This is a genomic window from Brevibacillus sp. MER 51, assembly GCF_023714195.1.
GTDB lineage: Bacteria > Bacillota > Bacilli > Brevibacillales > Brevibacillaceae > Brevibacillus.
This window is the reverse complement of sequence record NZ_JAMAUS010000005.1, coordinates 299534-312012: the sequence shown is the minus strand read 5'-3', so window position 1 is coordinate 312012 and position 12479 is coordinate 299534. Positions and strand designations below refer to the sequence as shown.

At 46.6% G+C, this 12479-nt stretch carries 15 protein-coding genes; 9 read left to right on the top strand and 6 right to left on the bottom strand.

Annotated features, from left to right (window positions below):
• Window positions 1–20 precede the first annotated feature (20 nt).
• On the top strand, window positions 21–1355 hold the full coding sequence (locus M3630_RS13650) for a PhoH family protein (protein WP_173608234.1): 1335 nt from the start codon (window positions 21–23) through the stop codon (window positions 1353–1355).
• A gap of 333 nt (window positions 1356–1688) precedes the next feature.
• Here M3630_RS13650 and M3630_RS13645 read toward each other — a convergent pair whose 3' ends face one another.
• Window positions 1689–2165, bottom strand: a complete 477-nt coding sequence (locus tag M3630_RS13645) for a DinB family protein (RefSeq protein WP_251252442.1) — start codon at window positions 2163–2165, stop codon at window positions 1689–1691.
• 139 nt (window positions 2166–2304) lie between these two features.
• Here M3630_RS13645 and M3630_RS13640 point away from each other — a divergent pair, with 139 nt between their 5' ends.
• Entirely contained in the window at window positions 2305–2751 is a 447-nt protein-coding gene (locus M3630_RS13640; protein WP_173608386.1) for a hypothetical protein, read from the top strand.
• Between the two features lie 83 nt (window positions 2752–2834).
• Window positions 2835–3374: a hypothetical protein gene (locus M3630_RS13635; RefSeq protein ID WP_232773351.1), complete on the top strand. Its 540-nt coding sequence runs from the start codon at window positions 2835–2837 to the stop codon at window positions 3372–3374.
• A gap of 51 nt (window positions 3375–3425) precedes the next feature.
• Here the strand turns inward: M3630_RS13635 and M3630_RS13630 are convergent, their stop codons facing one another.
• Window positions 3426–3926 (bottom strand): hypothetical protein, encoded by a 501-nt coding sequence (locus M3630_RS13630; protein ID WP_232773349.1) that lies wholly within the window; start codon window positions 3924–3926, stop codon window positions 3426–3428.
• Between the two features lie 63 nt (window positions 3927–3989).
• On the opposite strand from M3630_RS13630, the gene M3630_RS13625 reads away from it, so the two are divergent.
• Together M3630_RS13625 and M3630_RS13620 are read left to right on the top strand one after the other, a co-directional pair.
• Window positions 3990–4637 carry an MBL fold metallo-hydrolase gene (locus M3630_RS13625; protein ID WP_251252441.1) on the top strand — a complete coding sequence of 216 codons (648 nt, stop codon included), beginning with the start codon at window positions 3990–3992 and terminating at the stop codon, window positions 4635–4637.
• 93 nt (window positions 4638–4730) lie between these two features.
• Window positions 4731–5987, top strand: a complete 1257-nt coding sequence (locus tag M3630_RS13620; protein WP_251252440.1) for a CapA family protein — start codon at window positions 4731–4733, stop codon at window positions 5985–5987.
• A 13-nt stretch (window positions 5988–6000) separates the two neighbouring features.
• Here the strand turns inward: M3630_RS13620 and M3630_RS13615 are convergent, their stop codons facing one another.
• Window positions 6001–7074 carry a coiled-coil domain-containing protein gene (locus M3630_RS13615; RefSeq protein WP_173608228.1) on the bottom strand — a complete coding sequence of 358 codons (1074 nt, stop codon included), beginning with the start codon at window positions 7072–7074 and terminating at the stop codon, window positions 6001–6003.
• A 93-nt stretch (window positions 7075–7167) separates the two neighbouring features.
• Between M3630_RS13615 and M3630_RS13610 the strand changes: the two genes are divergently transcribed.
• The gene (locus M3630_RS13610) at window positions 7168–8265 is read left to right on the top strand and encodes a class I SAM-dependent methyltransferase (protein ID WP_251252439.1); all 1098 of its coding nucleotides are present in this window, start codon (window positions 7168–7170) and stop codon (window positions 8263–8265) included.
• 47 nt (window positions 8266–8312) lie between these two features.
• On the opposite strand, the gene M3630_RS13605 is transcribed toward M3630_RS13610, so the two are convergent.
• The gene (locus M3630_RS13605) at window positions 8313–8579 is read right to left on the bottom strand and encodes a DUF2626 domain-containing protein (RefSeq protein ID WP_015892123.1); all 267 of its coding nucleotides are present in this window, start codon (window positions 8577–8579) and stop codon (window positions 8313–8315) included.
• Between the two features lie 137 nt (window positions 8580–8716).
• A complete protein-coding gene (locus tag M3630_RS13600; RefSeq protein WP_047068388.1) occupies window positions 8717–9415 on the bottom strand; it encodes a helix-turn-helix transcriptional regulator in 699 nt (232 codons plus the stop codon).
• A 439-nt stretch (window positions 9416–9854) separates the two neighbouring features.
• Between M3630_RS13600 and M3630_RS13595 the strand changes: the two genes are divergently transcribed.
• From M3630_RS13595 to M3630_RS13585, 3 genes are all read left to right on the top strand, one after another.
• On the top strand, window positions 9855–10232 hold the full coding sequence (locus tag M3630_RS13595) for a Spx/MgsR family RNA polymerase-binding regulatory protein (protein WP_016740704.1): 378 nt from the start codon (window positions 9855–9857) through the stop codon (window positions 10230–10232).
• 87 nt (window positions 10233–10319) lie between these two features.
• Entirely contained in the window at window positions 10320–11087 is a 768-nt protein-coding gene (locus M3630_RS13590; protein WP_251252438.1) for an enoyl-CoA hydratase/isomerase family protein, read from the top strand.
• 134 nt (window positions 11088–11221) lie between these two features.
• Window positions 11222–11863, top strand: coding sequence for an RsfA family transcriptional regulator (locus M3630_RS13585; protein ID WP_173608225.1), 642 nt, complete (start codon window positions 11222–11224; stop codon window positions 11861–11863).
• 86 nt (window positions 11864–11949) lie between these two features.
• On the opposite strand, the gene M3630_RS13580 is transcribed toward M3630_RS13585, so the two are convergent.
• Window positions 11950–12417, bottom strand: a complete 468-nt coding sequence (locus tag M3630_RS13580; RefSeq protein WP_047068385.1) for an N-acetyltransferase — start codon at window positions 12415–12417, stop codon at window positions 11950–11952.
• Window positions 12418–12479: the final 62 nt, after the last annotated feature.

The window sequence follows — 12479 nt, the reverse complement described above, 5'->3', positions numbered from 1 at the left end:
GGGTAATAGGAGGCGAGATTTTGAAGAAAATCTACGTACTGGACACCAACGTACTCCTGCAAGATCCAAGGGCGATGTTTTCCTTCGCTGACAACGAAATCGTCATACCAGCTGTTGTATTGGAAGAAATCGATTCCAAAAAGCGGTACATGGATGAAATTGGCCGCAATGCTCGGTACGTATCTCGGCTCTTTGACAGTTTTCGTGAGCTGGGGCAATTGCACACTGGCATTACCCTTGAAACGGGTGGGTTGTTTCGGGTGGAACTGAATCATTCCTCTTTCCACCGCCTTCAAAAACAATTCACGGAAATGAGTAATGACAACCGCATTTTGGCGGTTGCACTAAACTTACAAGAGGAGGAAAATGGAAAACCACAGCCAAGACCAGTCATTTTGGTAAGTAAGGATGCTCTCATGAGAGTCAAGGCTGATGCATTGAATATTTCCGCAGAAGATTTTCTTTCGGATCGAGTTGTGGGAGAGTTCTCCAGTATTTACCCGGGGTATCAGAAGATGATGGTAGCATCCGACATCATCAAGACTTACTATGCGACAAGAAAACTGCAGCTGGCCTCCTGTTTTCCGCGCTATCGCTTTTATCCTCATCAATTTTTAGTGCTGAAGGACGAATGTAACCCATCTATTTCAGCGATTGGAAAAGTCGACCCGGACGGAAAAATGTTAGAAATGTTAATCTCAGATGATGATCCGATTTGGGGCATCCGAGCCCGCAACGTGCAGCAACGGATGGCAACCGAATTGCTGCTACGAGATGATATCCCTTTAGTAACCATGACCGGTAAGGCCGGTACAGGAAAAACCTTGCTGGCATTAGCAGCGGGCCTGCTGCAAATTGAGGACCAGCAAAAATACAAAAAACTGTTAGTAGCAAGACCTATCGTTCCGCTTGGAAAAGACATCGGTTATTTGCCCGGCGAAAAAGAAGAAAAGCTTCGGCCGTGGATGCAACCGATTTATGATAATTTGGAATATTTATTCAACACAAAACGCCCAGGTGATTTGGATAAAATTTTGGCAGGCATGGGAAGTTTGCAGGTGGAAGCTTTGACGTATATTCGCGGGCGCTCCATCCCTGAACAATTTATTATCATTGACGAAGCCCAGAACTTGACAAAGCATGAAGTGAAGACGATCCTGACGAGGGTGGGGGACGGCTCGAAAATTGTGTTAATGGGTGATCCTGAGCAGATTGATCATCCGTATCTGGATGAGAGCAACAACGGTTTAACCTACGTGGTCGAAGTATTTAAAGACCAAAAGCTGGCTGGACATATTCAGTTGGAAAAAGGCGAACGGAGTGTGCTCGCACAGCTGGCCGCAGATTTATTGTAAAGACGATGTATGAAAAACTACGAAGAGGTCATACTATTTTTGTCGAGCCCGTTGATTCATGTGAGTAAACGGCGAAATGCCTTGCAGGAGGCGAAGATCCGTGGATAATCATGATCAAGCAATCGACGAAAGTCGTATGGAGATACACCGATTCCTTTAGCTACTTTTCTCTACGACGGAGGTTGAAGAGCCAAAGAGAATAACCGGTAGAACCCCATAAGCAATTCGGGCTCGACAAGGACCGCTCCTCATTGGAGCGGTTTTCATTTTTGAGGATTTGGCAGGCAAAAGAAAAACGCGGATAAACGATCCCGCGTTTTTGTCTGATTTTCCTTATTTAGCAGCCGCGATAGCTTTTCGCAATGACGAAATACATCCGATGTGCATTCCTTCATGGAAAAGAGTGAAGACCATCATTTCCCCGTAAGTATGCATAGTGCCTTTGTCTCCTAGCTCAAACGGTTTTGGCAATGGATCATTCAAGCGGGAGTGAAATTCTTCTTTGATACGCACATGCTGTTCTTTTAGCTCAACAGCTAAGGTTTCGAGGGAAGGTGCTTCTTTTTGCCAATCAGCAGGTTTGGTTCCTGGAGCGAACATGGCTGCGTAATGCGGAGGACATTTCATTCCTTCTGGTCCGAAGAGCAAGTAATCTTGTGTCAGAAGAATATGGCCAATATTCCAGCGAATGTTGTTTTTAAAGCCAACTGGAACCACATCTGCTTCTTCCTCGGTTATTTCCGTCAATCTCGCCAAAAACATTCCGCGAATCAAGTCGTACTGATTCCATACAAAAGAAAAGTCCTGCATAGCAATCCCTGCCCTTCCTCATATTTACATGCACTTCACATCTTACCGCATAAACAACAAAGGGGAAATATACAAACTGCAAAAAAATTTGCAAGTTGTCCCTCCAATTCCATACATATGTACAAAGGAGGGAAGCATGATGGTTACGTTGGATTCATCTATTTCTTTTTTGATTTATATCACAGCGGTATCCAGCGCGGCAGCAGGAGTTACGGAAGCTTTTAAATCAGTCATTCCCTTTTTGGCGACGGACTATGAGGCGAAAGAAAATTGCTGGGAGGATCAGTATCATGCTGCTCGATTGATGCACTACAAGCGCTTTTTCAATCTGCTTATTTCCGTATTGGCTGCTGGTGTCATTTTTGGCATGCTTGGTCTGGACCCGGCACTTATTTTAACGGGTGCTGAATCCGCTTATGTAAAAGATTCGTGGCAGTTAGGAACATGGATGTGGGGGATTGTTGCGGTGTTTGGCTCGCCTTTTTTCGCATCACTCCTCAAAATATTAGAGAGCTTCAAACAATCAGTGGACAGCAATTTGCCTCCTAATCGACCGCGCCGCAAAGTCAGCGGAACACGAGAATAAAGCTCGTCTTCCTATAGTTGCCCGATGCTTGCCGGATACGCTAAGATAACCAAAAGAGCGGTAGCAAAGGTGGGCACAAGTGAATGATGTGGAAATGCTTGCGAATGACTGCGTTTTGGGTGTTGACAGTAGTTGTCTTGGTGGCATGTTCGGCCCAGTCGGAACCAACTGCTACATTTGACCCCGAAAATCCAAAGGAATACGGAGTAAACGGCATTTTTATCGGGCAGAACATAAAAGAAGCAATGGATATGTTGAAGCCAACAAAAGCTGATTTTATGGATATGGTGACAAGACAAAGCTATACGGTAGAGCAAATGGCGCAGGGTGCGGGAGATGCAGTAATGGGAATGCTGCTGGTTGATCAAAGCCAGATGATGATCAAAGTCCACAAAGGTGAATTGACATCGATTATGCTGGGTGGAGTTCCCCGTGAGGACGCGCAAAAATTCAAAACATATCGAGGACTCACGATGTTTGACAGTGCTGGGCAGCTAGAGAAGCTGTACGGCAAAGGAAAAGGCGAACAAGAAGTGGTGTATGAAGGCAGCAAATACACCGCCAATTTTGGTCTTGTGGACAATCAGGTGGCGTGGTTCCGATTTGATCGTAAATCATCGTAATAAGGAGAAGGGAGTTCGCTATCAGGGACTCCCTTTTTTCATGGAAAGGATTCATTTGGTCGGATGGAGCCAAACGAGCTTCACTTGATAAGCCTTTGCGATTCCCTCTGCCAGTGGAATCAAGCTTTGATCAATCAGGTAGGCTTCGGGTTGTTGTGTACTTTCAGGTATCACGCCTAGAACATGCTCACGGAGTTGCTCCATGGCAGCCCACTGATCTTCAGTTTGGGATGGGGCCTCGGGCGTTACGATGGCAACTTGATCTGCATATACATACAAATGTTCATTTTGGGAGACAAAACCGATATCATCGAGTTGATCGATGGTGGTTGTTGACGGGAGTAGCAATAGAGAAAAGGCATCGCCTAACATGTTGGATTTCTCCAAAATGGTCTCTAGCTTCTCCTGTTCGGCTTGGTTCTCTACAATAAAAAGCAGTTTGTCCCGATCAAAGACATTGACATGATCTCCGATTTTATGTATGACTTGAGCATAGAAGCCAGGGAGCTTCCCGGCTGGTACATTCAGTTCAATTCCGTACATATGGCGCATGTCATACCCCCATGTTTGCAATCGTGTTTTTTCTATCGTATCAAAAAATCAAGGAGGTTTCCTATGACAAATCAAAATCTTGCCATTGAGTCTTATGCGTTGGGAGCATTTCAAACCAATGCCTATGTGGTGACAAACACCGTTACCAACCAGACCATTGTGATTGACCCGGGCATGGAGCCAGATCAGTTGCTCCGCGCTCTTGCTAATAAAAACGTCGTTGCTATTCTTTTGACGCATGCCCATTTGGATCATATTGGTGGTCTCAACCAAGTAAGAGAATTGACAAAAGCACCGGTTTACATTCATCCATTGGAGCAGGAATGGCTCACCAATCCTGATCTCAACGGATCTCGACGCTGGAATCTGCCCGAACTCATCGTTTGTGAGCGGGCTGAGCACGAATTGGCAGATGGTCAAACTCTGGAACTGGCAGGTTTTCATATTCAGGTGTTGCATACGCCAGGGCATTCACCAGGCAGTTGTTCATTCGTAATTGGCCAGCACTGCTTCGGTGGCGACGTTCTGTTTAACCAGAGCATCGGGCGTACGGATCTGTTCGGAGGAGATTATGAGACACTGATGATCAGCATCCAGGACAAACTGTTTGAGCTCGAGGATGAAACAATTGTATATCCTGGACATGGACCGAAGACGACGATCGACTACGAGAAAACGTACAATCCGTTTGTCACAGGCATGCTGCGTTAGTCATTTCATCATTCTTTATAAAGGTTGGGAGAGGATTTTGTCAGGTGGTGGAGAAAAGGAAGGGGTCACCATTTACCAAAGGAGCTATTTATTATGAAGCGAACATGGAAATGGGCACTCCTTCTCGTTATTGCCTGCACGAGTCTGGTTGGGTGTGCGGCACCCATCGCCCAAGCAGATAAGACAAACCAAGCTCCCGACGTGAAAGTGCCCGATCCCGAAACATCACCGCAGACAGCGCCCAATCATCAGGAGACACAACCTCCGACTTTGCCGTCAAGATTTCCGGAACAGCGTATCTCCCTTCTCGCCGTTGGGGATATCATGATGCATCAGGAGCAGTTGGATGCCGTTTGGGACCCAGCGACGAAAAGCTATGATTTTAAACGTTTTTTCCCGAACGTCATTCCGATGTTCCGCGAGGCAGACTGGGTCATCGGCAATCTTGAGACAACGATGAGCGGTAGCGAGGCCAAATACTCAGGGTATCCGATGTTTAATTCTCCTGAGTCCCTTGCACATACGTTGAAGGAAATTGGATTTACTGCGGTAACAACAGCGAATAACCATTCGATGGACCGCAAAGAACAAGGGGTTCTGCAAACCATCAAATATCTCGATGAAGCCGGTCTACCGCACACGGGAACGTTTGCAAATCCTGAGGATCGAGATGAGCCCTTGCTGTTGACCAAGGACGGATTCACGCTAGCCTTGCTATCGTATACGTACGGAACGAATGGAATCGCGATTCCAGAGGGCAAGCCGTATCTGATCAATCTCATTTCGCCTGGGCTGATGAAGAAAGATATCGCACGGGCAAGAGAAAAAGGAGCCGATCTGGTTGCAGTGGCGCTTCATTTCGGAAATGAGTATCAGCGAATGCCCAGTCCTGAACAAATCAAGACCGCCGAGCAAGCTCTGACATTTGGAGCGGATATCATACTGGGCGCGCATCCACATGTGGTACAACCTTACGAATGGAAGACGGTTACCCTCGAAGATGGACGTCAACACAAAGGACTGATCACCTATTCTTTAGGCAATTTCATCTCTGCGCAGCGATGGGATTACAAGGATGTTGGGGCAATTCTGAAGCTTGTGCTGTACAAGAATGAGTCAGGAGAGGCAAGCATCGAAAGTGCTGAAATGATTCCGACCTACGTTCATTTTTATCGGAAAAATAACAAGCGCAACTACGTCATTTACCCGGTGTCAGAAACCTTGGAAAAGCTAAAGCAGGGGCAGAAATACCCTACGCTGACGAAAGAAGCGATCCAGTACATGACACAATTGCAGAAGGAAATGCCGGCTCATGTCAATAAGGTTGTTTCCAAGAAAAAAGCCAGCTAATGAATAGCTGGCTTTACTTCTTTCCGAATCCAAAGGGAAGATTGAATTGTAGCTGGAGTTTTAATTCTTCGTCCATCAGCGTGATGCCCTGCACTTGGATATTGGGGGAGATCAGCTCCGGATAAAATCCTAGATCGTACGCTTCCTCCATTTCCTCTACGGTCGATTGAGGCAAGGCAAAGCCGTCAAAGTACAGCTCAGTAATGTGGAATTTGAGATGGGTAGGAGAGACGAGCTCATAGTTACCAACGAGCTTGAGCTCCATCTGATCATACGTGCCTTCCACGGTCAGCTTGTTATCCTCAAAGGAGAAATGCGATTGTTTAAACAACGCATCTTTCTCTATCAAAAAATTGTTGAAGTCAGTCTGGTTAATGGTTAGCGTATGCTTAAGAAGACCTTCCGACTGAATTCGATCGGGCGTCGCCAACTCGGGGACCTGAACCATGACCTGCGCGAGCATTCCGAAGAAGGTCTGGAATGCGGGCAAACCACGTTTTTCCCAGTCTAAAATCAAGTGATTCATCATGGATTCCACAACGGTCGGGTCATCCAGCTTTTGTACATTCTTTTCTTTTTCAGCGGCAACGGCGAGCATCTCTGACAATTGAAGCTCGTATTTTTTTCGTAGCGTCTGAAGTTGTTCCAATCGATTCTTTTTGTCGGTTTGCATCGCGGTAAGCTTGGTGCGCTCAGTATGATAGGACTCTAGTCGAGACATGTCACGCTCGTACAAGATCTCGTAGAAGTCGTACATCAATAAGAACTGATTGAAATTTTCCGCATTTAATAGTAGCGTCAGAAGATTAGTACGCTCGCCCATGTAATAGGCACGCGCTACTTCGCCTGCACGACGTTGTGTGGCTTCCATCACTAGCTTTTGCCGTTGCAAGTCGAGATCCATTTGAGCGATTTCCCCGTATGTCCGCGTCTCTTCTTCCTTTAGTAAGGTGAGGGTTCGCTCCAGCTCTTTTTGTGTAAAATGCTGCTGCAGGATGAGCTGCTCCAAAGGGGTAGCGGGTTCTTCCTGTGCGAATACCGTTAGTGGACATACAAACAGGAACAAGACGAGAAGAAATTTGCGCATGATTTCACCTTTTGCTTTTGCCTTTCCATATTGTATGCTTCTTTTCGTATTATAGCCTTATCTAGTTGAATTTGGATAGCAGGAGAAGAGCTTATGACGATGATCGAACTGATTCGCGAGGAAATAGAAAGCCAACCAGGAAAAGCGATTACGTTCGCGCGCTTTATGGAGTTGGCCCTATACCACGATACTCATGGATATTATATGGTTGAACAACCCAAAGTAGGCAAAACGGGAGATTTTTATACGAGCGCATCGGTGCATCCCGTCTTTGCGGAAACAATCGCGGATGCTGTCTTGGCATTATGGGAGGAGGCGGATATTACTTCGCCTGTTCTCGTGGAGATTGGTGGTGGAACCGGGGCTGTCTGCCGTCACATGCTGGAGCGTATCCGCGAATGCAAGCCAGCGGTATACAAAGAGTTGACGGTCATTTTGATAGAGGCGAGTCCGTATCACCAGAAAATGCAGCAGGAGGCACTCGAGTGGCACGAGGGTCCGAAGCGTTGGTATTCTTCCGTGAAGGAAGCTGCCAAGCATGAAAAAATAGAAGGGGTTATTTTTTCGAATGAATGGCTGGACGCATTTCCGGTACATATTGTAGAAAAAACCAAATCCGGCTGGCAGGAAGTGTGGGTGCGTGCTGCCGAGGACGGGTTGGAAGAGTGTCTGGGAGAGATGACACCAGCCCTAGGAGAATATGTGCTAGGGCTGAACTTGAAGCTGCCAATCGGCATGCGGATCGAGATAAATTTGGCGATGGAGCAAGCGGCACAAGAAGTTTCCTCCCTCTTGAAAAAAGGGTTCGTCATCACGATTGATTATGGTGATCTGCAAGAGGAGCTTTACCATCCCAGTAGAAAAAACGGAACACTGATGTGCTATCATCGTCATCGGGCGCATACGAATCCGTATATCAACATTGGCGAACAAGACTTGACGACACATGTGAATTTTTCTGCGTGGCAAGCGTATGGAGAAAAGGCTGGTTTACGGGAAATGGACTATATGAGGCAGGATCGGTTTTTAATGCGCAATGGCTTGCTTCATAAAGCGGTCGCGCATATGGATACAGACCCTTTCACGAGCGTTGCGATGAAACGGAATCGGGCTATTCAGCAGTTGATCGATCCTGCCGGCTTGGGTGGGCGTTTTCGGGTCATGGTCCAAGGAAAAGGCGTCCGGGAGTAAAAGAAGAAGGGAACACAAAAAAAGATGCTCATGGCGAGCATCTTTTTTTACATAATCAATTGTAGCAAAGCGTGCTCTTGTGGGCCAACAGGCATCACGAAGAACGTGTAATACGTGAATCCAACAAAAGACAGGAACATGAAGCCGAAGAAAATGTTTAAGTATACTCGTTCAGTCAGATTCATGTAGCTCAATGCTACGAAGAAAGCAGTCAAACTGAAGAAGATGAGCGCCATCGGGTACAATTCTCCCCAAAACGCCATCAACGCGATCACAATGGTCCAGAAACCAAGAACGCGATACATACGATCCATTTTTGTCCCCCCTTTTTGCCTCGAACGGTAAGATTTACAAGATTCCTCCCCCATTATATAGGACAGGTGAACACGTGTAAACGATAAAGGTATGTCGGATTATTGTCACCCGAGGGGGAGAGACTGGACTTGCGGTGCTAATATTGAATCACCGTATAGTTGCAGGATTGGCAACCGCGAATTTTGGAATCATCCTCACGTAACTCAATGTTCCCCAAGTACGTTTCGAATATTCCCATCAAAAGAGCGTTGTGCATCTGGCATACGGCATTCGGATATTTTTTTGCGCTGTCAGAGAAGGTGCAATTATTCACGCGAAAACGCAGCTTCCCTTCATCCATTGCTTCGATGTCTGGTTTCAATCCCTGAGCCACGACAATCCGATGGACCAGGTCCAATTTTTCTTCCATAGAGGCTGTTTCTAAATTGATTCCGCTTTGGACAACCGCCCGTTTTGCCATCTCTGTTCCAATGCGATGTCCCATTTTAATGAGAGCGGCTTCGCCAGCCTCGCCGAGCGATAGGAGGCTTTCAATCGCGATATCGGCCAACAGCTGATAGTCACGAGGTGGGAATTGCAGACTCACAACCTGTTCAGAAAGTGAGTACAACCGACTGGGACGTCCTCCCTTACCGCTTTTGTCTGTAACAGCAGTGAGTAAATTCACGTCTTCCAGCTTGGTCAAATGCAAGCGTGCCACATTTGGATGGATAGAGAAGTGATCAGCTATATCCTGAACCGTGATGGGATCTTTACTGTAGGCGACAAATTGGTAAATGGAAAAACGGGTGGGGTCAGCTAAAGCACTGGTTAACTTTTGCGCATCGTGGTCCATGCCGATACCCCTTTCTCAAAACAATTTCCATAAGATCAAATTCTAAAAGTCGTCTTTTCAGCACCGAGAAAGGGGTGAGTGTAGGGGACCTACATGAGCACCGGACTTTGAAGGTGAACGCCTCTTTCGATGTTACCCAACTTTCAGGACTCCTTCGTGATCAAAAGACAACTTTTTGAACAATCTTCATAAGTGTATCCCATTTTGTGTTACTTGTTAAGGTAGCAGTGTGCTACAACAGCATATCACACGAATTTTCATCTAGTTTTTAAATTAACTACTATTGACATAGTGTTAATGAAGCATTAAAATCCAAAGTAAGGAAAGAAATTTTATTGGCTAACTTTTTGTAAGGGACTGAACCGAACATCAAGAACTGCAAATCGTAAGACTTTTATAGATGAAATCATGCGTAATAGATGAGATGGAGGGGTAACCAATGGCCGTTGCTGAACGTACACAAACACAAAAATTAACGTTTTTCACTTATCCTAGCTGCACATCCTGTCGCAAAGCGAAGGCATGGCTGGCAGAAAACGGAGTAAATTACGAAGAGCGTCACTTGTTCAAAAATCCACCGACAGCAGAAGAACTGCTGGATATTATCAAAATGACTTCAAATGGCTTGGATGAAATCTTGTCGACGAGAAGTCAGCGTTTTAAAAACCTGGATGTCGATATCAATGATATGTCAGTGAAGGAACTGCTCGAAATGCTTAGCGAAGAGCCTCAGCTTTTGAAGCGTCCGATCCTGACTGACGGTGAAAACCTGATTGTCGGATTCAATTCTTCCGCCATGAAAAATCTGTTGTCCTAATGAAGAGGGGGGAAAGACCTCCTCTTTTTTGTTTGTCCATCGAAAGGTAAAATAAAGCCACAAGCTGATAAAGAGGTGGGAGTTCTTATGGAGACCTTGCTTTTGCAAAAACAGGACGGTATTGCCACGATCACATTAAATCGACCGCATGTACATAATGCCATCAGCGTGGAGCTGGTTGACGAACTGCATCAGGTCCTGCAAGACTGCCAAGCCGATCCTCGGGTGAAGGTTCTGATTGTGACGGGGACGGGCAGAAGCTTTGTTTCCGGAGGCGATTTGAATCAGTTTATTGCAGCTCGTGGCTTTGAACAGGCGCATCCTTTGCTCAGCAAAGTGACGGGGCTTTTGTCGGCCATTGATCAGTATTCCAAACCGGTGATTGCCATGATTAACGGTGCCGCGGTCGGAGGTGGCTGTGAGTTTGCGGGCGCGTGTCATTTTCGTTTTGCCAGTGACCAGGCGACGTTCGGGTTTGTGCAAATCAGTATGCATATTACGACAGGTTGGGGTGGAGGAAGTCGGCTGTTGGACTTGCTGCCAGAGTCAAAAGCACTCGCTCTCCTGTTGACTGGTGACAGATTGCGTGCAGAGGAAGCCAAGTCCTACGGTTTTGTTGACGAGGTATACTCGGAAGAGAAGCTCCAGGAGGAAGCATATCGTTTCGCTCGAAAAATCGCTGCCCAGCCACTATCTGGCATTGAAGCGTACATGCAGATCCTGCGGTGGAAGCGTATGGGCATTCCGCAAGAAGAACGAATCCGGCGTGAAGTGAGTCAATGTGCGCATCTATGGGGTAGCCCTGAACACGTCTCCGTAGTGGAAAGCTTCCTGACAAAGCGCCCAACGTCCTGATCGATGTAGTCCTTTCCGTTTAAACATTTATTTGCTTGGACATACTTTTTCTAGTAGAAAGCGATTCTACAAGAGTAGGGAAAAGCATAGGATGAATTACATCATCCTTTTTAAAGGTAACGGGAGGGACTCATATGGTAGCTTCCAGACAAGACGCATGGACCGAAGATGACGATCTAGTGTTGGCGGAAGTCACCTTGCGCCACATACGCGAAGGCGGCACACAGCTTGCTGCATTTGAAGAAGTGGGTCAAAGGTTGGGAAGGACAGCAGCTGCGTGCGGCTTCCGCTGGAACAGTTGCGTACGTAAACGGTACGATGCGGCCATTTCGATTGCGAAAAGCCAGAGGCAGCAATTGAAAAAGCTCGGGAGGATTCAAGCACCGCCCCCTGTGGTGGCAGAGGTCGAGGTCGTCACGTTGCATACAAAACGTTCTGAGACACCAATAGCAGAGGTGCAAAAGTACGCGGATGTAGAGGAGCAGCAGATTGAAGCAGTCATTCGCATGCTCGTCAATCAAAAGGAAATGACTCGTCGCTTGCGACAATTGGAACAAGAGTTGGAAGGAAAAGAGTTGGAGTTAAAAGAATTGAAAGAAGCCCACGAACGCGCTAGAAAAGAGCTGGATCAGGTTCAGGGTGTCAATGATGATTACCGTGCGTTGGTACAGATTATGGAACGTGCACGCAAGCTTGCTTTTTTACAGGAAGAAGATTCCAACAAAGCGATCTTCAAAATGGATGAAAACGGAAATTTAGAGCGCGTGGAAAAATAAGCGCTAGGTATGAAAAAAGAAGCGGTGATTGATCCGCTTCTTTTTGTTTGCGCATTCATCTGTCATTCATGTTAGTAAAGAGGGAGCTAGTCTTGCAGCTCTACGCTCTCTGGCAACCATACGTACGGGTTTTCACCACGATCACGCATGAGGTTGTACTTCACAGGCGTGAAGCCCATTTTCAACCAAAAATCGTCTGCGCGGCAGCGGGAGTTGGTTTTAATAGGAGCTCCAAAGCTCTTCGCGTGGTTAACCAAAGCTGTTCCGTAATCTTTGCCGCGGTAGTCAGGCAGGACCTCGAGCTTCCACAGCTCGTAATAGTCTTGCGCAGGTTGGAAGTAACGGTCGTATTTCCCGTCAATTTTGTAGAGGCTCATACGTGCTACCAGAAGATCGTTGTCATAAATACCGTAAAATGGAGATTCCGAATCGTTTTCCACGATGTTCGCCTCCAGGTCTTCCTTCATAGAAAGCTCCTCCAGGCCAAATTCGCGAAACTTCTGGAATTCCTCCAGTGTCTTATAGTTGATTTGCAAACGTCTTACTTCAAACATGGTTAGCCACTCCTCTCACAGCTCTTTGCCTTGGCCACCTTTGGCCCCGCCCCTTTATTATA